We start from the raw sequence: 26,165 nt of genomic DNA, 5'->3' as shown, positions 1-26,165 counted from the left end.
AGGTGGTTTCTCACGTCTTATCGGCGAAATCGCACTGCCCGAATGCCGGGCAGTACGCTGTGGTCGCGATCAGGTCGGGCTTGAGCGGCCGGTCATTTCGCGGGCCATTTCGCTGGCATAGCTGTCGGTCATCCCGGCGATGAAGTCGATCATGCGCAGGAACGAGCTGTGCAGCGAGGCGTCAGGGTCGGGTGCGTTCTTGCCGAGCAGGTCGAGGATGCGCCGGCTTTTGAACGACGGCGTGCGTCCGCCATGTTGCTCAAGGGCCGCCCCACAGAACGAGTTGAGCAAAATCTCCAGGGTGGTGTAGGCGCCAATTTCGTGCAGGGTCTTGCGTTTATCCTGGAAGATTTTCTTGCGCGCAATGTCCTTGGCCTGCAGCACGCAACGTTTGGCCGGGCCGTGCATGTGTTCGACCAGATCGCCGCCTAGGGTGCCGGCCAGCAGGGCGTCCTGTTGCTCGACAAAGGCGCGTGCGGCGGCGTTGGTCAGATGTTCGATGGCCTTGCCACGCAGGATCGCCAGCTTGCGTCGGCGCGAATCGTCGGGGCCCAGCTGGCGATAGGTTTCCGGCAGGTCGTCGCCCACCAGGCTGAGCAACAGCGACTCGACCTCGGCATAGTCGAGCAGGTCCATTTCCAGGCCGTCCTCGAGGTCGATCAGCGCATAGCAGATGTCATCGGCGGCCTCCATCAGGTACACCAGCGGATGACGCGCCCAGCGTTGCTCTTCAAGCTGCGGCAGACCGAGCTTGCGGGCGATCTGTTCAAGCAGCACCAGTTCGCTCTGGTAACAGCCGAACTTGTGCTTCTTGTAGCCCAGGGCGTCGGCATGGCGGGCGGTCCAGGGGTACTTTAGGTAGGTGCCGAGGGTGGCATAGGTCAGCCGGGTGCCGCCGTCGAACTGGTGGTATTCGAGCTGGGTAAGCACGCGAAAGCCCTGGGCGTTGCCTTCGAAGTTGAGGAAGTCGGCGCGTTCGGCCTCGCTCATGGCGTCGAGCCAGCCACGCCCGGCGGCCTGCTGGAACCAGTGGCGGATGGCGTCTTCGCCGGAGTGGCCGAACGGCGGGTTGCCGATGTCATGGGCCAGGCAGGCGGACTGCACGACCATGCCCAGGTCGCTGGGTTCGCACCATTGCGGCAGGCTGGCGCGCAGGGTTTCGCCGACGCGCATGCCCAATGAGCGGCCGACGCAGCTGACTTCCAGGGAGTGGGTCAGGCGGGTGTGGATGTGGTCGTTGCTGGACACCGGATGAACCTGGGTTTTGCGCCCCAGGCGGCGGAAGGCGCCGGAGAAGATGATCCGGTCGTGGTCTTTGTGGAACGGGCTGCGGCCGAGTTCTTCGGGGCTGTGCAGGGGTTTGCCGAGGCGTTCGCGGGTGAGCAGGGTGTGCCAATCCAAGGCCATTTCTCCGGTGCGGGGGGCAGGGGGGTAGCTTCGGGGTTTGGCGCTGGGGGTGCAAGTGGCTTGGTGGGCTTATCCGTTTGGGGTGGGGGATCTGCGGGCCCCTTCCGCCCTTACGGCGGCTTACTTTTTTCAGTCGAAAAAAAAGTAAGCAAAAATTCTCGCCCCACCAGTGGGCCCTGCGCTGCGCTTCGGGTTCCCTCGCTCCGGTGTCGCTACGGGGCATTGCGAACTTCGAGTTGCAAGCAACTCTACGTTTCGCAACTTCGGCTAACGCCGAAGGTGCTGCGCACTCGCCCCTTCGCAACACCTGCACTCGGCCCTTCTGGTTAACGGGGCCAGTGGATCAAGATCAAAAGCAGATCAAGATCAAGATCAAGATCAAGATCAAGATCAAGATCAAGATCAAGGTCGCAATGCGCTTCGCTCTTGCTTTTTAACGCTTGCTACCAGCCCCTTGCATGGCCAGTTTCAACAATGGAATCAAGCTGGTGCCCAGGCGCACCAGGCGGCTGACGCTGCCGCTGCGGGCGCCTTTGCCGGTCAGGAAACCCAGCAGGACCACGGCGCCAATACCCCACAGCGGCGCGTGCTTGATGCCCAGGCCGCCTTGCAGCGAATCGCCCATGGCGCGCAAGCGGGTCAGGGGGTTGAGCAGTTGCCCGGATTCGTGGCGAATTTCCTGGCGGTGCATCTCCAGGCGCAGGCGTACCAGGGCCTTGCGCAATTCGCGGCGGTTGGTGGTTTGCGGCAGTTCTGGCAGGCTCATGGCAACAGGCGCTCCCGGTCCTTGGCAAGTTCTTCGAGGGTCGAGCTGAACGGCGACGATTCATCGAACACCGCTGCCTTCAGGCGCAGGCCGCAAAACACTGCGGCAAGCCCGTAAAACACGCACAGGCCGATGATGCCGGCCAGGCGGTAGCTGTCCCAGAGCATCACCAGCACCAGGCCGGAGAGGGCGGTCAACAGCAGCAGGGCAAACACCAGGGCCAGCCCGGCGAACAGCAGCAGGCTCAGGGTTCGGGCTTTCTGCTCCTGCAGTTCGATGCCGAACAATTCGACATGCCCATGCAACAGGCCCAGTACTGCCGCGCCCAGGCGCTTGCTGGAGGGGCCGGCACCGGCCAGTGGTTCGCTTTCCATGCTCGGTCCTCAGCGGCGAGTGGCCAACAGGCCGATCAGAAACCCTACGCCGGCGGCAATGCCGATCGACTGCCAGGGGTTGCTCTGCACGTAGTCTTCGGTGGCGCTCAGGGCCGCCTGGCCGCGCTCGCGGACCGAGTCCTGGGTCAGTTGCAGGGTTTCCCGGGCGCGCAGCAGGCTGTCGTGGATCTGCTCGCGCAGGTCGTCGGCCTGATCGCCGGCCAGGGTTGCAGTGTGTTCCAGCAGCTTCTCGGTATCGCGTACCAGGGCCTGGAAGTCAGCCATCAATATGTCTTGAGCAGTCTTTGCCGATTTGCTGGCCATGGGGCTCTCCCTAACAGTGTGTGTGGCTATTTCGAGTCGTGGGCGCGGGCGAAGGTTCAAGTGCAATTGGCTGGTACAGCTTTTGCTTTGCCTTGGTGCGCCAGGACCGGTGCCCGCGCCGATTGTGGGCGCGGGCCCTTACCGGACCTGTAAACCTTAACCCAATCCACGACAAACCCAAGGAAAAACTCCCGTATCACCCGGATCGGCCAGGGAGGTGGCCGTCACAACGATCCAGGCTGGTGCGCCAAGGAGTACTTCTGGGCTGTCTTGGTGCTTTTTTTTGCAGGCCTGCCGACTCCATGGAAAATTTGCAAAGCGCGGTGGACACCCTGGTCCACGGTTCCAACACGCTGTTCATCCTGCTGGGGGCGGTGATGGTCCTGGCCATGCACGCAGGCTTCGCCTTCCTCGAGGTGGGCACGGTGCGGCACAAGAACCAGGTCAACGCCTTGTCGAAGATTCTCAGCGACTTTGCCGTCTCGACCCTGGCGTACTTTTTTGTCGGCTACTGGATTTCCTATGGCGTGAGTTTTCTCCAGCCGGCCCAGGTATTGAGCCAGGAGCATGGCTATAGCCTGGTGAAGTTCTTCTTCCTGTTGACCTTTGCCGCAGCCATTCCGGCGATTATCTCCGGTGGCATTGCCGAGCGGGCGCGCTTTGCCCCGCAATTGTGCGCCACGGTGCTGATCGTTGCCTTCGTCTATCCGTTTTTCGAAGGTATCGTCTGGAATGGCAACTTCGGCCTGCAAGCCTGGCTGACGGCACGCTTTGGCGCAGGCTTTCATGACTTTGCCGGCTCCGTGGTGGTGCATGCCATGGGCGGCTGGCTGGCGCTGGCGGCGGTATTGTTGCTGGGGCCGCGCAACGGCCGCTATCGCGACGGCAAGCTGGTGGCCTTTGCGCCGTCGAATATTCCGTTTCTTGCCCTGGGATCGTGGATTCTGATTGTCGGCTGGTTCGGCTTCAACGTCATGAGCGCGCAAACCCTGCAAGGGGTTAGTGGCCTGGTGGCGGTCAATTCCTTGATGGCCATGGTCGGCGGTACTGTCGCCGCCTTGCTGGTCGGGCGTAACGACCCGGGCTTCCTGCACAACGGCCCGCTGGCCGGGCTGGTGGCGGTGTGCGCAGGTTCTGACCTGATGCACCCGGTGGGGGCGCTGGCCACCGGGGCGATTGCCGGGGCCTTGTTTGTCTGGTGTTTTATTGCCGCGCAGAACACCTGGAAGATCGACGACGTACTGGGCGTGTGGCCGCTGCATGGTTTGTGCGGGGTATGGGGCGGGATCGCCTGTGGAGTCTTCGGTCAGAGCGCGCTGGGTGGTTTGGGTGGGGTGAGCCTGGCCAGCCAGCTGATCGGCAGCCTGGCCGGGGTGCTGGTGGCGTTGCTCGGTGGCTTTGCCGTATATGGCAGCATCAAGTTGCTGCACGGCTTGCGCCTGAGTCAGGAGCAGGAGTACTACGGCGCCGACCTGTCGATTCACAAGATCGGCGCCACCAGTCAGGACTGAACGGCTCAGCGCCCGGCGAGCAAGCGCGCCTCGCAGGCTTCTACCGCGCTCAATGGGCCGCTGACCAATACGGCATCGCCGGCGTGCAGGCAGGTGCCGGTGTCGACATTCAGCTCCTCGCCCTGGCGCTGTACCGCCTGCAACTCAACGCCCAGTTGCTCCAGGCCCAGCTCGCTCAAGGGACGGCCGCAGGCGTAGGCTTCGGCGCCGAGGTTGACTGCGTGCATCATCGCCTTGGGCAGGCCCTCGCTGTCGACCGGGCTGGTCTGGGCGCCATGGTAGAAGGCATGCAGCAAGCGGTAGCGGGTTTTGCGCACTTCATCGACACGCTGCTGCACCTGCTCTTGCGGCAGGCCGAGCATGACCAGGGCGTGGGAGGCCAGCATCAGGCTGGATTCAAGCAGCTCCGGGACCACCGCGGTGGCGCCGGCGGCGCGCAGTTCTTCACGCTGGCTGTCATCACGGGTTCGCACCAGGATCTGCACCTGGGCGTGCCGCTCGCGGGCGGCTTTCAACACGCTCAGGGCAATGTCGGTCTTGTCCACGGCAATCACCAGCAGGCGCGCGCGTTCAAGGCCGATGGCGGTGAGCAGTTCGCCGCGCCGCGAGTCGCCGTAATGCACGCAGTTTTCCCCGGCGGCAGCTTCCTGAACGCGCACTGGGTCGTCATCCAGGGCAATGAAGGCGATGTTCTCGCGCCGCAGGAATCGCCCGATCGATTGGCCGACGCGGCCGTAGCCGCAGATCAGCACGTGGCCATTCATTGCCGCGCTTTGCGCTTCGATCTCTTCCAGGTGGATCTCCTGGTTGGGCTTGCGGTGCAGGCGGGCGGCGATGCTCGGCGCTGCGCGCAGCAGTAGCGGGGTGACCAGCATCGAGCAGAAGGTCGCGGCCAGTAGCAGGTTGCCCAGCTCTTCTGGCAGCAGGCGGGTCTGTTGCATCTGCGCCATCAGGGCGAAACAGAACTCGCCACCCTGGGCCAGGGCCAGGCCGCTGCGCCAGGCGGTCTCGGCATCACTGCCGCGCAAGCGCACCAGGGCGGCCACCACCACACCTTTGATCAGCAGCAGGGCGAGGGTCAGGGCAAGCAGTTGCCAGCCGTGGCTGGCGAACAACTGCAGGTCGATGAGCATGCCGATACTGACGAAGAACAGCCCGAGCAAAATGTCGCGGAACGGGCGGATATCGGCTTCGATCTGATGGCGATAATTGCTTTCACCCAGCAACATGCCAGCGAGAAACGCGCCCAGGGCCGGGGACAACCCCAGCAGGTGGGTCAGCCAGGCGGTCAACAGCACGATCACTAGCGCCAGCAAGACGAACAGCTCAGCTGAGTGCGAGCTGGCCACCTCATGGAACAGCCGCGGCAGCAGCCAGCGGCTGGCCAGCAGCAGGCCGAAGAAGAGGATCACGGTCTTGCCCAGGGTCAGCGGCAAAGCCCAGTACCAGGCCTGGCCGCCTTGACCGGCAATCACCGGGACCAGGGTCAGCAGCAGCACCGCCACCACGTCCTGGAACAGCAGCACGCCGATGGCATTCTGGCCATGGCTGCTGAAGATTTCGCCAAGGCTGGTCAGCTCCTTGCTGACGATCGCCGTCGACGACAGCGCCAGGCCTGCGCCGAGCATCAGGGCGACGTTGGGTTGCATGCCGAGCAGCACCAGCAGGCCGGCGAGGAGGATGCTGGTGCAGATCACCTGCAGGCTGCCGAGGCCAAACACCACCTTGCGCAAGGCGAGCATTTTCGACAGGGAAAATTCCAGTCCCAGGGAAAACAGCAAAAACACCACACCCATTTCAGCCAGGTCCGGCAGCTCTTCGCTTTCGTTGACCCAGTCCAGGGCGGTAGGGCCGACGAACAGGCCGACACACAAATAGCCAAGTACCGGTGGCAACTTCAGGCGCCGGAAGAACGCGATGACGACCAGCGATGAGGCCAGGATGATCAACAGGTTGGCAAACACAAAACACTCCCTTGCGAAAACAGCGGAAAAACCATTAAGTCTGAACGACTTACGCGATTTGGCCGTTGATGTACATCAGCACTTCATTGCCGTTGGCCGGCTTCAGGGGCGGCGCTCGACTGGCCCCGATTGCAGACCTAGAATAATGATCCGTTCCTACAGATGCTGGTACCCATAAATGCCTCCTGAATGCCAATTGTTCGGCACCTTGGGCTGTCACCTGTGCGAAGTGGCCGAGGCGCTGCTGATGCCGTTTGTCGAGCATGGCCTGATGGTCGAACTGGTCGATATCGCCGAGCACGAGGGGATGATCGACACCTATGGCTTGCGCATTCCGGTGCTGCGTAGATGTGATACCGGTGCAGAGTTGAACTGGCCGTTTGACCCTGAACAGGTGGTGACCTTCTTGCAGTAAAGCAGGGGGCGCGGGGAGCGGCTTCCTGTCGTGCGTTGATTCAAGGGTGCGAGGACAATCCCTGGCGAATACACAATGCCAAGGAATGGTCCCATGCAGCTGTCCGCACATTTTTCCCTCGCCGAGATGATTACCTCGGAGACTGCCGCTCGTCGTGGTATCGACAATAACCCCGAAGCGCAGGTCATCAGTAACCTGCAACGACTGTGCACTGTACTTGAAGAGGTTCGCAGCCTGGTCGGCCGGCCGATTAGAGTCAGCAGCGGCTACCGTTCGCAGGCCCTCAACAAGGCAATCGGTGGCTCGCCCAGGAGTGCGCATACCCTCGGCCTGGCGGTGGATATCAAGGTGACCGGGCTGGCGCCGAGCGAACTGGCCAGGCGAATCAAGGACAGTGAGGTGATGTTCGATCAGTTGATCCTCGAATACGACCAGTGGGTGCACTTTGGCCTCAGCACGCAAGTGCCACGCCGTCAGGTGCTGACCATTCGCCGCGGTAGTGGCTACCTGCCGGGTCTGGTCTGACAGCTGTCGTCTGATTGACGCAGGCGACTTCTCTGAATATGCTGTATATAAATACAGTAAAGGGATGGCGCTTGCGTCGAGGGTCCGGATCAATGGTCAATGTCGAACAACTGAAATACTCCGTCAATCGCATGGCTGTCGAGGTCGTGAGTGAAGCGGTGCTCGAGTTGCGCCTTGACGGCCTGGTGCTGGAAGGCAAGACGCCGTTCAATAAAGTGCATTTCAATACCTGCTTCGCCGAGATCGAGGCGCTGTTCCAGCGCGCGGGTTACCACCGGCCGCTGGATGTGGTCGGTTACCAGGGGTTGTTGTACGCCCTTTACGACCCCGGCCGCTGGGAGGCGGTCGAGGTGCTGCGCTGGCTCAAGGAGTTCACCGAGGCTGCAGCCACCGAAGCTGGCTGAGCGGGCGGGCATGGGCGATAATGCCCGGTCCTTTCGTCCTGAGTGTTCCCATGGCCACGCCTCCCTTCGATCCGGCACAGCATCAAGCCAGTACTGTCTGCCTGCCGCCCGGCAACTGGGCGACGGTGGTCGATTGCCTGAGCGAGCACTTCAAGGCCATCGGTCGCGAGCAGTGGCTCGATCGTATCGCCCGCGGCCGGGTGCTCGATGCCCAGGGTGCGCCGATCAATGCCGCGCTTGCCTACCGTCCGGGCCTGCGCATTCACTACTTTCGTGAAGTGCCGAACGAAAAACCGATCCCGGTCGAAGAGGCCATCCTGCACATCGATGAGCACCTGGTGGTTGCCGACAAGCCGCATTTCCTGCCAGTCACCCCGACCGGCGAATATGTCGAGCAGACCTTGCTGCGCCGGCTGATCCGCCGCCTGGACAATCCCCACCTGGTGCCCTTGCACCGCATCGACCGGCACACCGCCGGGCTGGTGCTGTTCTCGGCCAACCCGCAGAGCCGTTCGGCCTATCAGTCGCTGTTTCCCAACCGGCAGATCGACAAGCGCTACCAGGCCATCGCCCGCGCCTTGCCCGCGCGTGAGTTTCCACTGGTGCACAAAAGTCGCCTGGTCAATGGCGAGCCGTTCTTCCGCATGCAGGAAGTGGAAGGGGTGAGCAACAGCGAAACCCTCGCCCAGGTGCTGGAGAAGAATGGCGAGCTGTGGCGCTACGGGCTGTCGCCGGTGACCGGCAAGACGCACCAGCTGCGCGTGCACATGACCGCCCTGGGCGCGAGCATTTGCAACGATCCGTTCTATCCGGACATCGTTCAGGGGCCGGACGACTACAGCAAGCCGCTGAAACTGCTGGCGCACAGCCTGCGTTTCAATGACCCGTTGAGCGGTGCAGAGCGATACTTTGAAAGCCGGCTGACGCTCGACTGGTAAGGCGGGGAGCCGCGCACCGCCAATGGCGATGCGCGGCCGGGCTTAGCGGTTGAAGCGTTCCACCAGCGAGTACTGGCTGGTGGCGGTGCGGGTCAGTTCTTCGCTGAGCAGCGCCGAGTGCTGGGCCTGTTCCGAGGTCTGGTCGGCCAGTTGGGCGATGGTACTGATGTTGCGGCTGATCTCGTCGGCCACCGCAGTCTGCTCTTCAGTGGCAGCAGCAATTTGCGTGGCCATGTCGGTGATGTTGGCTACCGCTTCGCTGATGCCGACCAATGCCTGGTCGGCTTCCATTACCCGTGCAACGCCTTCTTCAGCCTGGCGATGACCGCTTTCCATGGTCTGCACGGCGCTGTTGGCAGTCTGTTGCAGTTTGGCGATCAGGCCGTGGATCTGCCCGGTGGATTCGGCGGTGCGTTGCGCCAGCTGGCGCACTTCGTCGGCCACTACGGCAAAGCCGCGGCCCATCTCACCGGCCCGGGCCGCTTCGATGGCGGCGTTCAGGGCCAGCAGGTTGGTCTGGTCGGCAATGCCCTTGATCACATCGACCACGCCACCGATTTCGTCGCTGTCGCGAGCCAGCTGAGTCACGGTCAGGCCGGTCTCGCCGACGGCAGCCGACAGGCGCTGGATGGCTTCGCGGGTTTCCCCGGCGATGTCACGGCCGCGCCCGGTCAGGCGATTGGCTTCCTGAGTGGCATCGGCCGTGCGCTGGACGTGGTTGGCCACTTCCTGGGTGGTGGCGGCCATCTGGTTGACGGCGGCGGCAACCTGTTCGGTTTCCACGCGCTGGCGTTCCAGGCCCGAGGAGCTGTTGTGGGCCAGGGTGTCGGACTGGCGCGCCTGCTCGTTGAGGTGCTCGGCGGTATCCTGCAGGCGGGTCAGGCAGGTTTTCATCCGCGCATCCTGGCTGAGCATGGCCATTTCCAGGCGCGCCTGCACGCCGCGGCTGTCGGTGTACATCTGCGCGATCAGCGGGTCGGAAGTGGCTTGTTCGGCCAGGCGCAGCAGGCGCTTGAGGCCGCGTTGCTGCCAGCTCAGGCCAAGCAGGCCGAGCGGCACCGAAAGGCCGGCGGCCAGGGCAAAGCCCCAGGAATGGCCTAGCCAGTTGCCGATCAGGAAGCCGATCTGGCTGATGAGGATGAACGGCAGCCAGTCCTGCACCACGGGCAGCCACTTGTCGCGGCGCGGAATGGCCGGCTTGCCCTGGTTGATGCGCTGGTACAGCGCTTCGGCGCGGCGTACCTGTTCGGCGGTGGGCTTGACCCGCACCGATTCGAAGCCCACCACCTGGTTGCTCTCGAACACCGGCGTAACATAGGCGTTGACCCAGTAATGGTCACCCGACTTGCAGCGGTTCTTGACGATGCCCATCCATGGCAGGCCTTGCTTGAGCGTGGTCCACATATGCGCAAACACAGCAGGCGGCACATCCGGGTGGCGGACCAGGTTGTGCGGTGCGCGCATCAGCTCCTCGCGGGAGAAGCCGCTGATTTCGACGAAGGCGTCGTTGCAGTAAGTGATCACGCCCTTGGCATCAGTGGTCGAAATCAACCGTTGCTGAGCTGGGAAAGTCCGTTCGCGCTGGGTAATCGGCTGGTTGTTACGCATTAGCTGTTCAATCCGCAAGGCTTTCGAGAGGTATCGGCACGCCGGGGGTTTTGTTGAATGAATATTTGCAGGGCTTGATTTCGATCAATGAGTCCTGATCTGACCTGCGCTAAGTCACTCGTGCAAAGTTCAACAAATTAGCTGCATTCTTTCATGTTTTTGACACAAAAGTCAGCTAATGACCGCAAGTTCACAACGGCGCCAGCATCGGGTAACTGAAACCGGCGAAATGCGCCAGGTTCAGGCCGAAATGGCAGAGTACTGCGGCGAAAATACCGCCATAACGGTACGCCAGGCCGTAGCCGACACCGGCAAGCCCAGCCAGCAGCATCCATTGCCAGCCGCCACCAAGATGGGCCAGGCCGAACAGGCTGGCGGCCAGCAGCAGGGCCAGGGTCTGGTTTTTCAGCAGGCGTTGCAGGCCGCCCTGGATGTAGCCGCGAAACAGCAACTCTTCGGTCAGGCACACCAGCAGCAGGTTGTTCATGGCCCAGATCCACGCCTGTTCAGGCCACTTCGGCGCCCAGGCGATCATTGCCAGCAACCAGGCGCCGCCCAGGCAGACCGCGATGACCAATGGCAAGGTCCAGGCCAGGCTCGCCAGTGGGCGCTTGTTCTTCAGAGCCAGCACCCAAGGGCACGCCAGCAGCAGCCAGAAGCCGATCAGCGGCTTGTCGAGGTTCAGGTACATGGAGAAGGGCAGGGCTTCGCTGCTAAAACGCACCTTGTCGATGACCTTGGCGCCGCTGAAACCGGGCAGCATGTGCAGGGCCAGGGCAAAGGCCAGGAGCACGAACAGGGCATGGCCGACCAGCTTTTGCCAGAGGCTCGCGCGGCGTACCAGCAAGCCTGCACACAGCAGGGCAATCAGGGTGGGCAGGGCCAGCAGGCCGAGGTTGCCCTTGAGCAGGGCGAAGAGGTAACCGAGGCCGAGCAGCGCCAGGCCGATCCATTGCGGGGCAAGCATGAGACATCCTTTGAATAGCAAAACGTGAAACCTTCGACTGCGCTTTTACAATCGAGGACACGCCACTCGGCCATCCATTGGCCATTACTGCTTATCGTACGTGGTCTGCTCCATCAGGCAAAGGCCCGGTCACAGGGACCGGGCCGTTACTTCAGGCTGCGATCAATTGCCGCAGTACATAGTGAAGAATCCCGCCGGCCTTGAAGTACTCCACTTCATTGAGGGTATCGATGCGGCACAGCACTTCGATCTGCTCCTGGCGACCGTCCTCGCGGGTGATCTTCAGGTTCAGGGTCATGTGCGGCTGCACCTGTGCATGGCTCAGGCCAAGAATGTCGATGCGCTCGCGGCCGTCCAGGGCCAGGCTCTTGCGGTTCTGCCCGGACTTGAACTGCAACGGCAACACGCCCATGCCCACCAGGTTGGAGCGGTGGATGCGTTCGAAGCTCTCCGCCAGCACTGCCTTGACCCCCAGCAGGTTGGTGCCCTTGGCGGCCCAGTCGCGGCTGGAGCCGGTGCCGTATTCCTGGCCGGCAATCACCACCAGTGGCGTGCGATCGGCCTGGTAGCGCATGGCCGCGTCGTAGATCGCCATCTTCTCGCCGCTGGGCACATAGAGAGTATTGCCGCCTTCTTCACCGCCGAGCATCTCGTTGCGAATGCGGATATTGGCGAAGGTGCCGCGCATCATCACTTCATGGTTGCCCCGGCGTGAGCCGTAGGAGTTGAAGTCGCGCGGCTCGACGCCTTTCTCCCGCAGGTAACGTCCGGCCGGGCTGTCGGCCTTGATGTTGCCGGCCGGGGAAATGTGGTCGGTGGTCACCGAATCGCCCAGCAGGGCCAGGACCCTGGCGCCGTGAATATCCTCGATGACCGGCAGCGGCCCGGTAATGTCGTCAAAGAACGGCGGATGCTGGATGTAGGTGGAATCGTCCTGCCAGACATAGGTGGCCGCCTGCGGTACTTCGATGGCTTGCCATTGGGCGTCGCCGGCAAACACCTCGGCGTACTCCTTGTGGAACATCGCGGTATCGACGCTGGCCACGGCGTCGGCAATTTCTTTCTGGCTGGGCCAGATGTCGCGCAGGTACACCGGCTGGCCATCCTTGCCGACGCCCAGCGGTTCGCGGCTGATATCCACGCGCACGCTGCCGGCCAGGGCATAGGCGACCACCAGCGGTGGCGAGGCCAGCCAGTTGGTTTTCACCAGCGGGTGCACGCGGCCCTCGAAGTTGCGGTTGCCCGAGAGCACCGAGGCGACGGTGAGGTCGGCGCTGGTGATGGCTTTTTCGATGGCGTCGTCCAGCGGGCCGGAGTTGCCGATGCAGGTGGTGCAGCCATAGCCCACCAGGTCGAAGCCCAAGGCGTCGAGGTATTGGGTCAGGCCGGCGGCCTTGTAGTAGTCGGTAACCACCTTGGAGCCGGGGGCCAGCGAGCTCTTGACCCAGGGCTTGCGCTGCAGGCCTTTTTCCACTGCCTTTTTCGCCACCAGCCCGGCTGCCATCATCACGCTGGGGTTGGAGGTGTTGGTGCAGGAGGTGATCGCCGCGATCACCACCGCGCCGTTTCTGAGCAGGTGTTGCTGGCCCTGGTATTCATAGCTGACTTCACCGGCCTGGTCGGCATTGCCCACCGCCACGCCGCCACCGCCTTCGCTTTCAAGGCGACCTTCTTCCTTGCTCGAGGGCTTGAGTTGCAGGCCGATGAAGTCATCGAAGGCCTGGCTGACATTGCCCAGGGCGACACGGTCTTGCGGGCGCTTGGGCCCGGCCAGGCTCGCTTCGACTTCGTTCATGTCCAGGGCCAGGGCGTCGGTGAACACCGGCTCCTGGCCGGGTAGGCGCCACAGGCCCTGGGCTTTGCAGTAAGCCTCGACCAGTTTCACCGTGGCTTCAGGACGGCCCGACAGGCGCAGGTAATCGAGGGTGATCTGGTCGACCGGGAAGAAGCCGCAAGTGGCGCCATACTCCGGTGCCATATTGGCGATGGTGGCGCGGTCAGCCAGGGGCAGGTCGGCCAGGCCGTCGCCGTAGAACTCGACGAATTTGCCGACCACGCCCTTTTTACGCAGCATCTGCGTGACGGTCAGCACCAGGTCGGTGGCGGTGATGCCTTCGCGCAGCTTGCCGGTCAGCTTGAAACCGATCACTTCCGGGATCAGCATCGACACCGGCTGGCCGAGCATTGCAGCCTCCGCCTCGATACCGCCGACGCCCCAGCCGAGCACGCCCAGGCCGTTGATCATGGTGGTGTGCGAGTCGGTGCCGACCAGGGTGTCGGGGAAGGCGTAGGTGCGCCCGTCTTCTTCACGGGTCCAGACGGTGCGCCCCAGGTACTCGAGGTTGACCTGGTGGCAGATACCGGTGCCCGGCGGCACCACGCTGAAGTTGTCGAAAGCATTCTGGCCCCAGCGCAGGAAGGCGTAGCGTTCGCCGTTGCGCTGCATTTCGATGTCGACGTTCTGGGCAAAGGCCTGCTGGCTGGCGTAGCGGTCGACCATCACCGAGTGATCGATGACCAGGTCCACCGGCGATAACGGGTTGATCCGCTGCGGGTCGCCGCCGGCCTTGGCCATGGCCGCGCGCATGGCGGCGAGGTCGACCACCGCCGGTACGCCGGTAAAGTCCTGCATCAGCACCCGCGCCGGGCGGTACTGGATTTCGCGGTCGGAACGCCGCTCCTTGAGCCAGTTGGCCAGCGCCGAAAGGTCGCCGCTGGTGACGGTCTTGCCGTCTTCCCAGCGCAGCAGGTTTTCCAGCAGCACTTTCAGCGACATCGGCAGGCGCTGCAGGTCGCCGAGGCTGTGGGCGGCGTCGGGCAGGCTGTAATAGTGGTAGAGACGATCATCGACCGTCAGGGTCTTGAGGGTTTTCAGGCTATCGAGCGAGGGCATTACCAACTCCTTCTGCGCCGGTGATCGGCAATCTTCCCTGCTGTCGCCGGTTCACCGCCTCTGTGACAGTCCGCACGGCACGGACCTGGCTGAACGGTCAGGGTAGCCCTGTTTGGCGGACCTGACCATGTACTGGACCGGCCGGAAGTGTCGCAGGTTCCGATCTTCCTTTATCATTCGCCGATTTACCGGCGCTGCGTATTGCGCCCGGTCAGGGTTGGCGGTAATGGCCGTCAGCCGTCCTGGAGTGAAGATGAATACCCTGTTTATGCATTGCCGGCCCGGTTTCGAGAGCGAAGTCTGTGCCGAAATCGCCGAGCACGCCGCGCGCCTGAATGTCGCCGGCTATGCCAAGGCCAAGCCGCAGAGCGCCTGCGCCGAGTTCATCTGCAACGACGCCGAAGGTGCCGAGCAACTGATGCGCGAGCTGCGTTTTGCCCAGCTGATCTTCCCCCGGCAATGGGCCCGCGGCGCGTTCATCGAGCTGCCGGAAACCGACCGCATCAGCGTTCTGCTCGAGGCCCTGGCCGATTACCCGCAGTGTGGCAGCCTGTGGCTGGAGGTGATGGACACCAACGATGGCAAAGAGCTGTCGACCTTCTGTCGCAAGTTCGAAGTGCCGTTGCGCAAGGCCCTGAGCAAGGCCGGGCGCCTGGTTGAGGATGCGCACAAACCACGATTGCTGCTGACCTTCGTCAGCGGCCGGCGGGTGTTTGTCGGCCTGGCGGCGGCGGATAACTCGGCGATGTGGCCGATGGGTATTCCGCGCCTGAAGTTCCCCCGCGAAGCGCCGAGCCGTTCAACCCTCAAGCTGGAAGAGGCCTGGCACCACTTCATCCCTCGCGATCAGTGGGATGCGCGCCTGTCCGATGACATGACCGGGGTTGACCTGGGCGCTGCGCCGGGCGGCTGGACTTACCAACTGGTCAAGCGCGGCATGCTGGTGACCGCCATCGACAACGGGCCGATGGCTGAGAGCCTGATGGACACCGGCCTGGTCCAGCACCTGATGGCCGACGGCTTTACCTACAAGCCTAGGCAGACCGTGGACTGGATGGTCTGTGACATCGTCGAGAAGCCGGCGCGCAGTGCCGCCTTGCTGGAAACCTGGCTCGGCGAGGGCTTGTGCCGCGAGGCGGTGGTCAACCTCAAGCTGCCGATGAAGCAGCGTTACGCCGAAGTGCGGCGCCTGCTCGAGCGCATCGAAGAGGGCTTCAAGGCGCGCAAGGTCAAGGTCTCGATTGGCTGCAAGCAGCTGTATCACGACCGTGAGGAAGTGACCTGCCACCTGCGGCGCCTGGATCTGAAACCGCGCTGAGGCTGTGGGAGCGGCTTGAGCGACAATAGCTGATTGTTTCCGGAGTTCTACATGACTGACTTCACCCCAGATGCCATCCTCGACGCCACCGGCCTGAACTGCCCGGAGCCGGTGATGATGCTGCACCAGTACATTCGCGACCTGGCCCCCGGCGGCCTGCTCAAGGTGATCGCCACCGATCCCTCGACCCGTCGCGATATCCCCAAGTTCTGCGTGTTCCTCGACCATGAGCTGGTCCAGCAGCAGGAAGAGGCGGGCACTTACCTGTACTGGATCCGCAAGAAGCTCGGTTAACGCTTTTCAGCGCGGCGAATGTGCTTGGCGCTGCTGCGCGCCAAGCGAATCGCCAGCATCAGCGCCGCGCAGGTAAGGCCGGCAATCAGGCCTTCCCACAGGCCGTTAGGGCCGCTTGCGGGGCCGAACAGGTCGGTCAGGCCGAGCACGTAACCCACCGGCAAGCCGATGCCCCAGTAGGCGAACAGGGTCAGGATCATGGTCACCCGGGTGTCCTGGTAACCGCGCAGGGCGCCGGCGGCAATCACCTGGATGGCGTCGGAGAACTGATACAGCGCGGCATACACGATCAGCATCGCGGCAATCTGGATCACCGCCGTGTCCGGGGTGTAGATCGAGGCGATGGGCTCGCGCATCAGCAGGATCAGGCTGGCCGAGAAGCAGGCAAACACCAGCGCCGCACCCAGGCCCACCAGGGCGGCGAAGCGCGCCTGGCGCGGTAGCCCGGCGCCGATCGCCTGGCCAACCCGCACGGTCACCGCCATCCCCAGCGAATACGGAATCATGAACAGCAGCGAGCTGATGTTCAGGGCAATCTGGTGCCCGGCCACCACGGTCGGGCCGAGGCTGCCGATCAGCAGGGCAATCACTGCGAAGATGCTCGACTCGGCGAATACCGCGATGCCGATCGGCAGGCCGACGCCGACCAGGCGCTTGATCACCGGCCATTGCGGCTTGTCCAGGCGCACCAGCACGCGCTGGCGGGCATAGGCCGGGGCCCAGTGGGTCCAGGCGGCCATGCTCAAGGCCATGAACCACATGACGATGCCGCTGGCCCAGCCGCAACCGACGCCGCCCAGGGCCGGCATGCCGAAGTGGCCGTAAATCAGTACATAGTTCAGTGGAATGTTCAGCAGCAGCCCGGACAAGCCGATGACCATGCTCGGCCGGGTCCGGCCCAGGGCATCGCTGTAGCAGCGCAACACGTAATAAAGGGCGACACCGGGGAAGCCGAAGGCAATGCCCTGCAAATAGCCCATGCTCGGCGCCACCAGTTGCGGGTCGACTTTCATCACCTGCAAGATCGGTTCGGCGCTGAGCAGCAGGCCACTGGCGATCAGGCCGACGCACAGTGCCAGCCACAATGCCTGGCGCACCAGCGGGCCGATCTCGGCATGCTGGCCGGCGCCATAGCGCTGGGCAACCTTGGGCGTGGTCGCCAGCAGGATGCCGGTCATCAGCAGGTACACCGGAATCCAGATCGAGTTACCCAGCGCCACGGCTGCCAGGTCGCGGGGGCTGACCCGGCCGGCCATCACCGCATCGACAAAACCCATGGCGGTGGTCGCCAACTGGGCAATGATGATTGGCGTGGCCAGCATCAGCAGGCCGCGCAGCTCGCTGCGGATCCGCGTCGGGCGCGACAGGGCGGGGGTTTGGGTCTCGGCGGTCATCGGTGTCACAAGGCAGGCGTCCACAGGAAAGATGGGCAAAGCCGGCTAGTCTACGCCTTGACGCGGCAGTCAGGAACCTCGCCTGCCTGTGGATCGCCCCACCCGTATCGGCCTACACTGCGCACCCCGATAGGAGAGCGCCATGCTGATTGTTGCTGACGAGAATATCCCGCTGCTCGATGCCTTCTTTGCCGGTTTTGGCGAAATCCGCCGCTACCCCGGGCGGGCGATCGATGCCGCCTGCGTCAAGGATGCCGATGTGCTGCTGGTGCGTTCAGTGACCAAGGTCGACCGCACTTTGCTCGAAGGCAGCCAGGTGAAGTTTGTCGGCACCTGCACCATCGGCACCGATCACCTGGCCCTGGATTATTTCGCCGAGGCTGGTATTCACTGGTCCAGCGCGCCAGGCTGCAACGCCCGCGGGGTGGTCGACTATGTGCTCGGCAGCCTGCTGACCCTGGCCGAGCTCGACGGCGCCAGCTTGCCTGCGCGCACCTATGGGGTGGTCGGCGCCGGGGAAGTCGGTGGGCGTCTGGTCGAGGTGCTGCGCGGCCTTGGCTGGCAGGTGCTGGTGTGCGACCCGCCGCGCCAGGCGCGCGAGGGTGGCGATTATGTGAGCCTGGAGCAGATCATCGAGCAGTGCGACGTCATTAGCCTGCACACCCCGCTGACCCGTAGCGGCGAGCTGCCGACCTGGCACCTGCTGGGCCAGGCGCAACTGGCCCGCCTGCGCCCCGGCGCCTGGCTGATCAATGCCAGCCGCGGCCCGGTGGTCGACAATCAGGCTTTACGCCAGTTGCTGCGCGAGCGCGACGATATCCAGGCGGTGCTCGACGTCTGGGAGGGCGAGCCCCAGGTCGACCTGGCCCTGGCCGACCTCTGCGTGATCGCCACCCCGCATATTGCCGGCTACAGCCTGGACGGCAAGCAGCGCGGCACCGCGCAGATCTACCAGGCGTTTTGCGCCTGGCGTGGCGAACCTGCCGAGGTGCAACTGAGCGACCTGCTGCCACAGCCGTGGCTGGCCGAAATCGCCTTGCAGGCCGAGACCGATCCGGCCTGGGCCCTCGCGACCCTGTGCCGTGCGGTGTACGACCCGCGCCGTGACGATGCCGATTTTCGCCGCAGCTTGAGCTGCGACCCGGCGCAGCAGAAGGCCGCCTTCGACAACCTGCGCAAGCACTACCCGCCGCGCCGTGAAATCGAAGGCCTGGCCGTGCGCCTGCACGGTGAAGCGCCGCAACTGGCACAGCTGGTCCGCGCCCTGGGCGGCGTGCTGGTGTAAATAGCGGGCAATAAAAACCCGGCGCGTGCGCCGGGTTGAAGAATTCGGGTGGGTCAGTCTTTCTTGGCGAGTTCTACCCGGCTTTTTTCCAGCTTCTCGCAGGCCTGCTGGATCATCTCCTCGGTGATGGTGATCTCATTGCCATCCTTGTCGATGATCGTGCCGCCTACCGATGCCTGCGGGTTAGGCGCGGGTATTTCCTGGGTGTTGCCTTGATGTTGCAAGCTCATTTCCTGTCTCCTCATCAGGTTGCAAGCTCAGACTAGAATCGCCTCGTGACCGGCCTGTGACAGCTCCTTCGGTTATCACTGTGCGACGTGTCCAGTCCATCAGAAAGCCGAGTAAACCTCCAGTAGTACTTTAGACCGAAACGGTCTAGCCGGCTGTGGCCTGGGTCTTATATGCCCAGGTTCTGGTTCCGACGCCCAATCATTGCCCGCAGTTCCTTGGCGCTCGATCAACGGTCCGGTGTAGGCTGCTGTAAATAGCGGACAAACGGCGTACTCCATGCTCAACCGGTTTTCTTCACGCCAGCGCCAGGCCATGCGCCTGGGTTGGCGTTTCATCCGTCCTTACCGCAAGCAGGCGCTGCTGGCCTTGCTGGCACTCATCGTTACCGCAGCGATTACCCTGTCCATGGGCCAGGGTATTCGCCTGCTGGTGGACCAGGGCTTCATGACCCAGTCGCCGCACCTGCTCAACCAGTCCATCGGCCTGTTCCTGCTGTTGGTGCTGGCCCTGGCGATCGGTACCTTCAGCCGCTTCTATCTGGTGTCGTGGATTGGCGAACGCTGTGTGGCCGATATCCGCCAGCAGGTGTTCGATCATCTGATCTACCTGCACCCGGGTTTTTTCGAAAGTAACCGCAGTTCGGAGATCCAGTCGCGGCTGACCGCCGACACAACCTTGTTGCAATCGGTGATCGGCTCGTCGCTGTCGCTGTTCCTGCGCAACGCGCTGATGGTGCTGGGCGGCATCGTCCTGCTGTTTGTCACCAACCCCAAGCTCACCAGCATCGTGGTGCTGGCCTTGCCGCTGGTGCTGGCACCGATCCTGATTTTCGGCCGCCGGGTGCGCAACCTGTCGCGGCAGAGCCAGGACCGGGTCGCCGACGTCGGCAGCTATGTGGCCGAGACCCTCGGCCAGATCAAGACCGTGCAGGCCTACAACCACCAGTCCAGCGACCAGCAGCGCTTCGGCGCCACGGTCGAGGCGGCCTTTGAGGTGGCGCGCAAACGCATCCTCCAGCGCGCCTGGCTGATCACCCTGGTGATCGTGCTGGTGCTCGGGGCGGTCGGGGTAATGCTCTGGGTCGGTGGCATGGACGTGATCGCCGGGCGTATTTCCGGCGGTGAGCTGGCCGCCTTCGTGTTCTACAGCCTGATCGTCGGCAGCGCCTTCGGCACCCTCAGCGAAGTGATTGGCGAGCTGCAGCGCGCTGCCGGTGCCGGCGAGCGGATTGCCGAGCTGCTGGCAGCGCGCAGCGAGATAGTCGCGCCTGCTGACCTGCAGCGCTCGGCGCCGCGGGTCAGTGGCCGGGTCGAGTTGCAGGACGTGCATTTTGCCTACCCATCACGGCCAACACCGCCGGCCATCGATGACCTGAAGCTTACCGTCGAGCCCGGCGAAACCCTGGCCCTGGTCGGGCCGTCAGGGGCGGGCAAGTCGACCCTGTTCGACCTGTTACTGCGTTTTTACGACCCGCAGCAAGGGCGCATCCTGCTTGATGGTCAGGACATCAGTTGCCTCGATCCGCAGGACCTGCGCCGCCACTTCGCCCTGGTAGCGCAGAATCCGGCGCTGTTCTTTGGCACGGTAGAGGACAACATCCGCTACGGGCGCGCCGATGCCACGGCCGAACAGGTCGAGGCTGCTGCCCGCAGTGCCCATGCCCATGAGTTCATCTTGCAGTTGCCCAAGGGCTATCAGACTCACTTGGGTGACGCCGGCCTTGGCCTCTCGGGCGGTCAACGCCAGCGCCTGGCGATTGCCCGGGCCTTGCTGGTGGATGCACCGATCCTGCTGCTGGACGAAGCCACCAGCGCCCTCGACGCGCAGAGCGAGCATTTGATCCAGCAGGCGCTGCCGACCCTGATGAGCGGGCGCACCACCCTGGTGATCGCCCATCGCCTGGCCACGGTGCAGCATGCCGACCGCATTGCGGTGATTGATCAGGGCCGGCTGGTGGCCATCGGCACGCATCGCCAGTTGATTGCCCAGAGCCCCTTGTATGCACGGCTGGCGGCGTTGCAATTCAATAACGTGACGGAAATGTGACAGCGTCCTACAGACTGTCACATTTCTGTAGCAATCCCTTGAGACTATCTGTTCCAGCTGTTGCGTAATGCTCGAACCTGGCTGCTATCGATCGATGGCAGCTTTTTTTTGGCCTGCCGTCAGTGGCCAGTGAACGAGGACAGGGACGTCTTTGCCTGGTTGGCGCCGAGTGGCGCCGCTCCCTTATTCCTTGTTCCGGGACTTCTTTCGATGTTGCGTAAATCCCTCAGAGTGCAAATTCTCGCCCTGCTCGGCGGCAGCCTGGCGGCGATCCTGCTGATCGCCCTGGTGTGCTTTCAGTTGCTGTCCTCCAGCGTGCGCGGCTACGGCCAGCTGATCGACGGGCCATTGCAGGCGTCGCAGTTGATCGATGAAGCCAACCTGCAGTTCAAGGTTCAGGTCCAGGAGTGGAAGAACGTGCTGCTGCGCGGCAAGCAGCCCGCTGAGCTGGACAAGTACTGGCAGCAGTTCCTGGCCCGTGAGCAGCAGGTGCAGGGCATCCTTGACCAGTTGATCGCCCGCAGCGAGCAGCCGCTCAAGGGCCGTGCCGAGCAACTCAAGGCCAGCCACCGACAGTTGGGTCAGGCTTACGCACAGGGGCGTCAGGCGTTTCTGGCGGCGGGCGCTGATCCTGTTGTAGGCGATCAGGCAGTCAAAGGTGTTGACCGCGCTGCCAGCGAGCAAATGAGTGAGTTGGTCAGCCAGTTGCGCAGCGATGCCCAGGCGCGTGCCCAGACCATCAACCAGTCGGCAGAGCGTACGGTCTGGCTGGGGCTGCTGGTGATGTTCGGCTCGGCGTTGCTGGTCGGGCTGTTCAGTCTGTGGCTGGTCAACCGCAGCCTGATCGAGCCGATCCGTGGCTTGATCGATTATGTCGCGCAGTTGAGCCAGGGGCGCTTCGCCGCGCGGGTCGCCAGCGATCGCCAGGATGAGCTGGGGCGGCTGGCGGTGGCGGCCAATACTCTGCGCGACTTTCTTGCCGACACCTTCAGCCGCCTGCAGCGCAATGCCGGTGAGCTGGAAAGCGCCAGCGGCGAGCTGCGCGGCATTGCCGGCAACATGGCCCGCGGCACCGACGACCAGTTCCAGCGTACCGACCAGGTCGCTACGGCCATGCATGAAATGTCGGCGACCGCCCAGGAAGTCGCCCGCCATGCCGCCGACGCCGCGCGCGCCGCCGATGAAGCCGACCACAGCGCCCAGGCCGGCGAGCAGGTGATGCAGGCAACCATTGCCACCATTGCCGGGGTCAACCAGGAAATTGCCGACACAGCCAAGGTGATTCGCCATCTGGAAGCCGACAGCGACCGTATCGGCAAGGTGCTGGAAGTGATCCGCGCGATTGCCGAGCAGACCAACCTGCTGGCGCTCAACGCCGCCATCGAGGCGGCACGGGCCGGTGAGGCCGGACGCGGCTTTGCCGTGGTCGCCGATGAGGTGCGCAGCCTGGCCCAGCGTACGGCCGCGTCGATTGCCGAGATCAACCAGATCATCAGCGCCGTGCAGTCCGGCGCCGTGGCGGCGGTAAAAGCCATCGAGAGCGGCCAGCAGCGCAGCGAGGAGGGCGCCGAGCAGGTGCAGCAGGCCGGGCAGATGCTGCAGCGCATCACCGTTGCCGTCGAGGCTATCCGCGACATGAACCGGCAGATCGCCACGGCGGCGGAAGAACAGACCAGTGTTGCCGAGGACATCTCGCGCAACCTGGTGGAAATTACCCGGATTGCCACCACCAACCAGCAGGCGGTGCAGCAGACCGAGCAGGCCGGGCAGCACTTGCACGGCTTGTCCGGGCAGTTGGGGGAGGTCACTGCGCGCCTGAGTGCTTGAGCAAAAGCGGGGGAAATCCGCCACATCCAGCGGTAAAGGCCCGGCAATGTGGCGGATTGTCGCCAGCTAAACCGTTAAAGTTGGGGTGCGACGACACGTCCTAGCTATTAGCCGTTGGTCTTGTAAAAGTTGGCCCGCTTCCTGCTTTAAGGCGACCCACCCTGACAGCGGCGGCCATGCCCCGCGTCTGGCGTGACGACCGTTCCCGATCCATCGAACAACCCCAGCCGCCATCCAGTGCGCGGGTGTCCGGGCCGATTGCCCGAGCACCAGCTACGCTAAGCCTTGGACTGCGCGAGCAACAACAAGAATCCGGGCGTGCACTACGGGACCTGCGGTCATTGCCAATTACTTCACTTCAATTGGATTGAACTATGAAAAAAATCCTGCTGACGCTCCTGTGCCTGAGTGTCATCGGTTGCTCCAAGCCCAGTGAGCCCGAGAAAACCGTAGACGTGCTGCTGATCGGTGGCGGCATCATGAGTGCAAGCCTGGGTACCTACCTCAATGAGCTGGAGCCCGGTTGGTCGATCGACATCTACGAGCGCCTGGACAAGGTCGCCGAAGAAAGCTCCAACGCCTGGAACAACGCCGGTACCGGTCACTCCGCGTTCTGCGAGCTGAACTACACCAGCGAAGGTGCCGACGGCAAGATCGACATCAGCAAGGCCGTTGGCGTCAACGAGCAGTTCGAGATCTCCAAGCAGTTCTGGGCCTACCAGGTCGAGCAGAAAGTGCTGAGCAACCCGACCTCGTTCATCAACAACGTGCCGCACATGAGCTTCGTCTGGGGCGACAAGAACGTCGAGTTCCTCAAGAAGCGTCATGAAGCCCTGCAGCACAGCTCGCTGTTCCGTGGCATGGAGTACTCCGAAGACCACGAGCAGATCAAGAAGTGGGTACCGATCGTGATGGAAGGCCGCGCTGCCGACCAGAAGATCGCCGCCACCCGCATGCCGATCGGCACCGACGTCAACTTCGGCGAGATCACCCGCCAGCTGTTCGCCTCGCTGACCAAGCACGACAACGTCAAGCTGCACGTCCAGCACGAAGTCCGTGACATCGTCCGTAACGCCGACAACACCTGGACCGTGGTCGTTGCTGACCTGGCCAACAAGGGCGTCGAGAGCAGCATCAAGGCCAAGTTCGTCTTCATCGGTGCCGGTGGTGGCGCGCTGAAGCTGCTGCAGAAATCGGGCATCCCTGAAGCTGACGGCTATGCCGGCTTCCCGGTCGGTGGCCAGTTCCTGATGACCGACAACCAGGACATCGTTGCCCGTCACAAAGCCAAGCTGTACGGCAAGGCTTCGGTGGGTGCGCCGCCAATGTCGGTTCCGCACCTGGACACCCGCGTGATCGACGGCAAGGAAGTGCTGCTGTTCGGCCCGTTCGCCACCTTCTCGACCAAGTTCCTGAAGAACGGCTCGCTGCTGGACATGTTCGCTGCGCTGACCACCCACAACATCATGCCGATGACCCACGCCGGTATCGACAACATCGACCTGAGCACCTACCTGATGGGTCAGTTGATGCTGAGCTTCGATGACCGCATGGCGGCCCTGCGCGAGTACTTCCCGAACGCCAAGAACGAAGACTGGAAACTGCTGCAGGCCGGTCAACGCGTCCAGGTGATCAAGAAGGACCCTGAGCACGGCGGCATCCTGCAGTTCGGTACTGAAGTCGTTGCTGCCCAGGATGGCACCATCGCCGCACTGCTGGGTGCCTCGCCAGGTGCTTCGACCGCTGCGCCGATCATGCTGAGCGTGCTGGAAAAGACCTTCAAGGATCGCATCAAGACTCCTGAGTGGCAGGCCAAGCTGAAGGAAATCGTGCCGACCTACGGCCAGAAGCTCAACAACAACCTTGAGCTGACCAACAAGACCCGTGAGTGGAGCAGTTCGCGTCTGAACCTGCTGTACGTTCCGGTGCTGCCGGAAGAAGCGGCTGCGGTACAGGCTGAGCCTGCGCTGTAAGCTTTCGCTTTGCCAGAAACAAACAAGCCCCTGTTCAGGGGCTTGTTTGTTTCTGGCCTGGCAAAAATATCGCCGGCTACTCGGTTGCGGATCAGTGGCGTTTCTTGCGATGACTGTCCGCCAGGTTGTTACCCAACGCACCACCAGCCGCGCCGCCCAGGCCTGCGCCAATTGCCGAGCCGGTGCTGCCACCGAGCTTGCCGCCGACCAGCGAGCCACCGGCCGAACCCAGGCCGCCACCAATGGCCGCCTTGGTCTTGTTGCCTTTTTTCGCGCCCATGGCACTGCCTGCCGCGCCGCCGACGCCGGCACCAATGGCCGCACCGGTGCTGCCGCCAAGCTTCTGCCCGACCACGTTACCCAGAACACCACCCAGGCCACCGCCTACAGCGGTCTGGCCATCACCGGCCATGGCGCCTTGTGCGCACAAAAGGCCCAGGGTCAGGGCGGCAAGAGTCTTATGCATGTGAATCAACCTTAATGTTCAAAAAGGCGCGCATTCTGCTGGCAGCGTCGCCGCCGCGCAATGCTGGCCACTGCAGCTCGTCTGCCAGGCACGAAAAAGCCCGCGCGAGGGCGGGCTTTTTGCTGAGTAAAGTGGTCGGAGAGACAGGATTCGAACCTGCGGCCTTCTCGTCCCGAACGAGACGCGCTACCTGGCTGCGCTACACTCCGATGGAGAAAATATTACTCAAAATCTTCTCCTCGACAAGCCCCCAGAGGCGGCCTGTCGATCAGCTCACAGGTCCTTGACGGTGCGGACCTGGTCCTTGTTGATGCGGGTGCGCTTGCCGTCCAGTTGTTCGAATTCGTAGAAGCCCGAGTCTTCGTCGTATTGCGGAGTATCGACCGCCTGGATTTCGCGGCCGTCGTTCAGGGTAATGACGGTCGGCGAAGCGCAGCCAGCCAGAGTGCCAAGGCCCAGGGCGAGCAGGAAAGCGGGAAGAGTCCGTTGAATCATTGTGTTTCTCCAGTAAAGGATGGTGCGTAATGTTTCTTGAGACGCATGGCGCCTGCGCAAGTTCCATGCAGATTTCAGCATAGCGGCAATCTAGCATTATTGACCGGCAACAATGCCTGGGCCGTTGGCGGGCGCGAGGCAGGCAGGGCTGTGATATAACACCGCTCATTCGTTCCTATCAATGGATTCAAGGTCCCATGAAAGCCAAGGCAGATGTACCTTTCGTGCCGCTGAACATTGCCGTCCTGACGGTCAGCGATACCCGCACCCTGGAAACCGACACCTCCGGCCAGGTGTTCGTCGACCGCCTGAGCGAGGCCGGCCACGCTCTGGCGGCGCGGGTGCTGCTCAAGGACGATCTGTACAAGATTCGCGCCCAGGTCGCCACCTGGATCGCCGATGAGCAGGTGCAGGTGGTGCTGATCACCGGCGGTACCGGCTTTACCGGGCGCGATAGCACCCCGGAAGCCGTGGCCTGCCTGCTGGACAAGCAGGTCGATGGCTTTGGCGAGCTGTTCCGGCATATCTCCCTGGCCGATATCGGTACCTCCACCGTGCAGTCCCGGGCCCTGGCCGGGCTGGCCAATGGCACCCTGGTGTGCTGCCTGCCGGGCTCGACCAACGCCGTGCGTACCGGCTGGGACGGCATCCTTGCTGAGCAGCTCGACGCCCGTCATCGCCCGTGCAACTTCGTCACCCACCTCAAGCAGGCCGCGCCCTGCGAAAGCCGTGGTTGAGGC

24 protein-coding genes, 1 tRNA gene and 1 pseudogene are annotated in these 26,165 nt (G+C 63.2%); 13 read left to right on the top strand and 13 right to left on the bottom strand.

Annotation, left to right across the window (positions count from 1 at the left end):
• Nucleotides 1–69: 69 nt before the first annotated feature.
• The 4 genes from LOY34_RS18845 to LOY34_RS18830 form a co-directional block, all read right to left on the bottom strand.
• Nucleotides 70–1,401, bottom strand: coding sequence for a deoxyguanosinetriphosphate triphosphohydrolase (locus tag LOY34_RS18845; RefSeq protein ID WP_045195736.1), 1,332 nt, complete (start codon nucleotides 1,399–1,401; stop codon nucleotides 70–72).
• Between the two features lie 439 nt (nucleotides 1,402–1,840).
• Nucleotides 1,841–2,173 (bottom strand): hypothetical protein, encoded by a 333-nt coding sequence (locus LOY34_RS18840; RefSeq protein WP_045194984.1) that lies wholly within the window; start codon nucleotides 2,171–2,173, stop codon nucleotides 1,841–1,843.
• Nucleotides 2,170–2,547 carry a phage holin family protein gene (locus tag LOY34_RS18835; RefSeq protein WP_045194982.1) on the bottom strand — a complete coding sequence of 126 codons (378 nt, stop codon included), beginning with the start codon at nucleotides 2,545–2,547 and terminating at the stop codon, nucleotides 2,170–2,172. The genes LOY34_RS18840 and LOY34_RS18835 overlap by 4 nt, the downstream gene beginning before the upstream one ends.
• Before the next feature lie 9 nt (nucleotides 2,548–2,556).
• Nucleotides 2,557–2,871 (bottom strand): YqjD family protein, encoded by a 315-nt coding sequence (locus tag LOY34_RS18830; RefSeq protein ID WP_045194981.1) that lies wholly within the window; start codon nucleotides 2,869–2,871, stop codon nucleotides 2,557–2,559.
• A 302-nt stretch (nucleotides 2,872–3,173) separates the two neighbouring features.
• Between LOY34_RS18830 and LOY34_RS18825 the strand changes: the two genes are divergently transcribed.
• Nucleotides 3,174–4,382, top strand: coding sequence for an ammonium transporter (locus tag LOY34_RS18825; RefSeq protein WP_195884697.1), 1,209 nt, complete (start codon nucleotides 3,174–3,176; stop codon nucleotides 4,380–4,382).
• 5 nt (nucleotides 4,383–4,387) lie between these two features.
• Here LOY34_RS18825 and LOY34_RS18820 read toward each other — a convergent pair whose 3' ends face one another.
• Entirely contained in the window at nucleotides 4,388–6,346 is a 1,959-nt protein-coding gene (locus LOY34_RS18820; RefSeq protein WP_195884696.1) for a monovalent cation:proton antiporter family protein, read from the bottom strand.
• 178 nt (nucleotides 6,347–6,524) lie between these two features.
• Between LOY34_RS18820 and LOY34_RS18815 the strand changes: the two genes are divergently transcribed.
• The 4 genes from LOY34_RS18815 (at nucleotide 6,525) to LOY34_RS18800 (ending at nucleotide 8,628) form a co-directional block, all read left to right on the top strand.
• The gene (locus LOY34_RS18815) at nucleotides 6,525–6,761 is read left to right on the top strand and encodes a glutaredoxin family protein (RefSeq protein WP_093380717.1); all 237 of its coding nucleotides are present in this window, start codon (nucleotides 6,525–6,527) and stop codon (nucleotides 6,759–6,761) included.
• Between the two features lie 93 nt (nucleotides 6,762–6,854).
• Nucleotides 6,855–7,286, top strand: a complete 432-nt coding sequence (locus tag LOY34_RS18810) for a D-Ala-D-Ala carboxypeptidase family metallohydrolase (protein WP_258663874.1) — start codon at nucleotides 6,855–6,857, stop codon at nucleotides 7,284–7,286.
• 92 nt (nucleotides 7,287–7,378) lie between these two features.
• Nucleotides 7,379–7,690 (top strand): hypothetical protein, encoded by a 312-nt coding sequence (locus tag LOY34_RS18805; RefSeq protein WP_045194969.1) that lies wholly within the window; start codon nucleotides 7,379–7,381, stop codon nucleotides 7,688–7,690.
• Nucleotides 7,691–7,740: 50 nt separating this feature from the next.
• Nucleotides 7,741–8,628 carry a pseudouridine synthase gene (locus LOY34_RS18800; protein WP_195884694.1) on the top strand — a complete coding sequence of 296 codons (888 nt, stop codon included), beginning with the start codon at nucleotides 7,741–7,743 and terminating at the stop codon, nucleotides 8,626–8,628.
• 42 nt (nucleotides 8,629–8,670) lie between these two features.
• Here LOY34_RS18800 and LOY34_RS18795 read toward each other — a convergent pair whose 3' ends face one another.
• From LOY34_RS18795 to acnA, 3 genes are all read right to left on the bottom strand, one after another.
• Nucleotides 8,671–10,236 carry a PAS domain-containing methyl-accepting chemotaxis protein gene (locus tag LOY34_RS18795; RefSeq protein ID WP_045194965.1) on the bottom strand — a complete coding sequence of 522 codons (1,566 nt, stop codon included), beginning with the start codon at nucleotides 10,234–10,236 and terminating at the stop codon, nucleotides 8,671–8,673.
• Between the two features lie 190 nt (nucleotides 10,237–10,426).
• Entirely contained in the window at nucleotides 10,427–11,203 is a 777-nt protein-coding gene (locus LOY34_RS18790) for a CPBP family intramembrane glutamic endopeptidase (RefSeq protein ID WP_195884693.1), read from the bottom strand.
• Nucleotides 11,204–11,354: 151 nt separating this feature from the next.
• Nucleotides 11,355–14,096: an aconitate hydratase AcnA gene (gene acnA, locus LOY34_RS18785; protein WP_195884692.1), complete on the bottom strand. Its 2,742-nt coding sequence runs from the start codon at nucleotides 14,094–14,096 to the stop codon at nucleotides 11,355–11,357.
• A gap of 253 nt (nucleotides 14,097–14,349) precedes the next feature.
• Between acnA and rlmM the strand changes: the two genes are divergently transcribed.
• Nucleotides 14,350–15,414: a 23S rRNA (cytidine(2498)-2'-O)-methyltransferase RlmM gene (gene rlmM / locus LOY34_RS18780; RefSeq protein WP_045194959.1), complete on the top strand. Its 1,065-nt coding sequence runs from the start codon at nucleotides 14,350–14,352 to the stop codon at nucleotides 15,412–15,414.
• Between the two features lie 51 nt (nucleotides 15,415–15,465).
• Nucleotides 15,466–15,708, top strand: a complete 243-nt coding sequence (gene tusA, locus LOY34_RS18775; protein WP_045194957.1) for a sulfurtransferase TusA — start codon at nucleotides 15,466–15,468, stop codon at nucleotides 15,706–15,708.
• Here tusA and LOY34_RS18770 read toward each other — a convergent pair.
• Nucleotides 15,705–17,102 (bottom strand): MATE family efflux transporter, encoded by a 1,398-nt coding sequence (locus LOY34_RS18770; RefSeq protein WP_045194955.1) that lies wholly within the window; start codon nucleotides 17,100–17,102, stop codon nucleotides 15,705–15,707. The genes tusA and LOY34_RS18770 overlap by 4 nt on opposite strands.
• Nucleotides 17,103–17,244: 142 nt before the next feature.
• On the opposite strand from LOY34_RS18770, the gene pdxB reads away from it, so the two are divergent.
• Nucleotides 17,245–18,387, top strand: coding sequence for a 4-phosphoerythronate dehydrogenase PdxB (gene pdxB, locus LOY34_RS18765; protein ID WP_195884691.1), 1,143 nt, complete (start codon nucleotides 17,245–17,247; stop codon nucleotides 18,385–18,387).
• Between the two features lie 53 nt (nucleotides 18,388–18,440).
• Here the strand turns inward: pdxB and LOY34_RS18760 are convergent, their stop codons facing one another.
• Nucleotides 18,441–18,617: a PA1571 family protein gene (locus LOY34_RS18760; protein WP_195884690.1), complete on the bottom strand. Its 177-nt coding sequence runs from the start codon at nucleotides 18,615–18,617 to the stop codon at nucleotides 18,441–18,443.
• 277 nt (nucleotides 18,618–18,894) lie between these two features.
• Here LOY34_RS18760 and LOY34_RS18755 point away from each other — a divergent pair, with 277 nt between their 5' ends.
• From LOY34_RS18755 to mqo, 4 genes and pseudogenes are all read left to right on the top strand, one after another.
• Nucleotides 18,895–20,664, top strand: coding sequence for an ABC transporter transmembrane domain-containing protein (locus LOY34_RS18755; protein WP_258663870.1), 1,770 nt, complete (start codon nucleotides 18,895–18,897; stop codon nucleotides 20,662–20,664).
• A 210-nt stretch (nucleotides 20,665–20,874) separates the two neighbouring features.
• Nucleotides 20,875–21,558 (top strand): annotated as a pseudogene (locus tag LOY34_RS27585) (methyl-accepting chemotaxis protein); the annotation flags it as partial.
• Nucleotides 21,559–21,723: 165 nt separating this feature from the next.
• Nucleotides 21,724–22,491 carry a methyl-accepting chemotaxis protein gene (locus LOY34_RS27580; RefSeq protein WP_408980599.1) on the top strand — a complete coding sequence of 256 codons (768 nt, stop codon included), beginning with the start codon at nucleotides 21,724–21,726 and terminating at the stop codon, nucleotides 22,489–22,491.
• 374 nt (nucleotides 22,492–22,865) lie between these two features.
• On the top strand, nucleotides 22,866–24,464 hold the full coding sequence (gene mqo, locus LOY34_RS18745) for a malate dehydrogenase (quinone) (RefSeq protein ID WP_045194946.1): 1,599 nt from the start codon (nucleotides 22,866–22,868) through the stop codon (nucleotides 24,462–24,464).
• A 91-nt stretch (nucleotides 24,465–24,555) separates the two neighbouring features.
• On the opposite strand, the gene LOY34_RS18740 is transcribed toward mqo, so the two are convergent.
• The 3 genes from LOY34_RS18740 to LOY34_RS18730 form a co-directional block, all read right to left on the bottom strand.
• A complete protein-coding gene (locus LOY34_RS18740) occupies nucleotides 24,556–24,930 on the bottom strand; it encodes a bacteriocin (RefSeq protein WP_258663869.1) in 375 nt (124 codons plus the stop codon).
• A gap of 132 nt (nucleotides 24,931–25,062) precedes the next feature.
• A tRNA-Pro gene (locus tag LOY34_RS18735) sits at nucleotides 25,063–25,139 on the bottom strand.
• Between the two features lie 64 nt (nucleotides 25,140–25,203).
• Nucleotides 25,204–25,425, bottom strand: coding sequence for a YgdI/YgdR family lipoprotein (locus LOY34_RS18730; RefSeq protein ID WP_010223359.1), 222 nt, complete (start codon nucleotides 25,423–25,425; stop codon nucleotides 25,204–25,206).
• Between the two features lie 197 nt (nucleotides 25,426–25,622).
• Between LOY34_RS18730 and moaB the strand changes: the two genes are divergently transcribed.
• Entirely contained in the window at nucleotides 25,623–26,162 is a 540-nt protein-coding gene (gene moaB / locus LOY34_RS18725; protein ID WP_045194944.1) for a molybdenum cofactor biosynthesis protein B, read from the top strand.
• The last annotated feature ends 3 nt before the right edge of the window (nucleotides 26,163–26,165 follow it).

The sequence above is a fragment of the Pseudomonas sp. B21-009 genome, assembly GCF_024749345.1.
GTDB lineage: Bacteria > Pseudomonadota > Gammaproteobacteria > Pseudomonadales > Pseudomonadaceae > Aquipseudomonas.
The sequence above is the reverse complement of the archived record's forward strand: the minus strand, read 5'-3'. Positions and strand labels throughout refer to the sequence as shown.

Excerpts from the sequence above, each read along its gene's own strand:
- LOY34_RS18770 (WP_045194955.1), bottom strand. The coding sequence starts at position 17,102 with ATGACCGCCGAGACCCAAACCCCCGCCCTGTCGCGCCCGACGCGGATC.
- LOY34_RS18840 (WP_045194984.1), bottom strand. The coding sequence starts at position 2,173 with ATGAGCCTGCCAGAACTGCCGCAAACCACCAACCGCCGCGAATTGCGC.
- LOY34_RS18835 (WP_045194982.1), bottom strand. The coding sequence starts at position 2,547 with ATGGAAAGCGAACCACTGGCCGGTGCCGGCCCCTCCAGCAAGCGCCTG.
- LOY34_RS18740 (WP_258663869.1), bottom strand. The coding sequence starts at position 24,930 with ATGCATAAGACTCTTGCCGCCCTGACCCTGGGCCTTTTGTGCGCACAA.
- LOY34_RS18805 (WP_045194969.1), top strand. The coding sequence starts at position 7,379 with ATGGTCAATGTCGAACAACTGAAATACTCCGTCAATCGCATGGCTGTC.
- LOY34_RS18825 (WP_195884697.1), top strand. The coding sequence starts at position 3,174 with ATGGAAAATTTGCAAAGCGCGGTGGACACCCTGGTCCACGGTTCCAAC.
- LOY34_RS18830 (WP_045194981.1), bottom strand. The coding sequence starts at position 2,871 with ATGGCCAGCAAATCGGCAAAGACTGCTCAAGACATATTGATGGCTGAC.
- pdxB (WP_195884691.1), top strand. The coding sequence starts at position 17,245 with ATGCTGATTGTTGCTGACGAGAATATCCCGCTGCTCGATGCCTTCTTT.
- tusA (WP_045194957.1), top strand. The coding sequence starts at position 15,466 with ATGACTGACTTCACCCCAGATGCCATCCTCGACGCCACCGGCCTGAAC.
- LOY34_RS18800 (WP_195884694.1), top strand. The coding sequence starts at position 7,741 with ATGGCCACGCCTCCCTTCGATCCGGCACAGCATCAAGCCAGTACTGTC.
- rlmM (WP_045194959.1), top strand. The coding sequence starts at position 14,350 with ATGAATACCCTGTTTATGCATTGCCGGCCCGGTTTCGAGAGCGAAGTC.
- LOY34_RS27580 (WP_408980599.1), top strand. The coding sequence starts at position 21,724 with ATGGCCCGCGGCACCGACGACCAGTTCCAGCGTACCGACCAGGTCGCT.
- acnA (WP_195884692.1), bottom strand. The coding sequence starts at position 14,096 with ATGCCCTCGCTCGATAGCCTGAAAACCCTCAAGACCCTGACGGTCGAT.
- LOY34_RS18810 (WP_258663874.1), top strand. The coding sequence starts at position 6,855 with ATGCAGCTGTCCGCACATTTTTCCCTCGCCGAGATGATTACCTCGGAG.
- LOY34_RS18730 (WP_010223359.1), bottom strand. The coding sequence starts at position 25,425 with ATGATTCAACGGACTCTTCCCGCTTTCCTGCTCGCCCTGGGCCTTGGC.
- moaB (WP_045194944.1), top strand. The coding sequence starts at position 25,623 with ATGAAAGCCAAGGCAGATGTACCTTTCGTGCCGCTGAACATTGCCGTC.
- LOY34_RS18760 (WP_195884690.1), bottom strand. The coding sequence starts at position 18,617 with ATGAGCTTGCAACATCAAGGCAACACCCAGGAAATACCCGCGCCTAAC.
- LOY34_RS18755 (WP_258663870.1), top strand. The coding sequence starts at position 18,895 with ATGCTCAACCGGTTTTCTTCACGCCAGCGCCAGGCCATGCGCCTGGGT.
- mqo (WP_045194946.1), top strand. The coding sequence starts at position 22,866 with ATGAAAAAAATCCTGCTGACGCTCCTGTGCCTGAGTGTCATCGGTTGC.
- LOY34_RS18795 (WP_045194965.1), bottom strand. The coding sequence starts at position 10,236 with ATGCGTAACAACCAGCCGATTACCCAGCGCGAACGGACTTTCCCAGCT.
- LOY34_RS18815 (WP_093380717.1), top strand. The coding sequence starts at position 6,525 with ATGCCTCCTGAATGCCAATTGTTCGGCACCTTGGGCTGTCACCTGTGC.
- LOY34_RS18790 (WP_195884693.1), bottom strand. The coding sequence starts at position 11,203 with ATGCTTGCCCCGCAATGGATCGGCCTGGCGCTGCTCGGCCTCGGTTAC.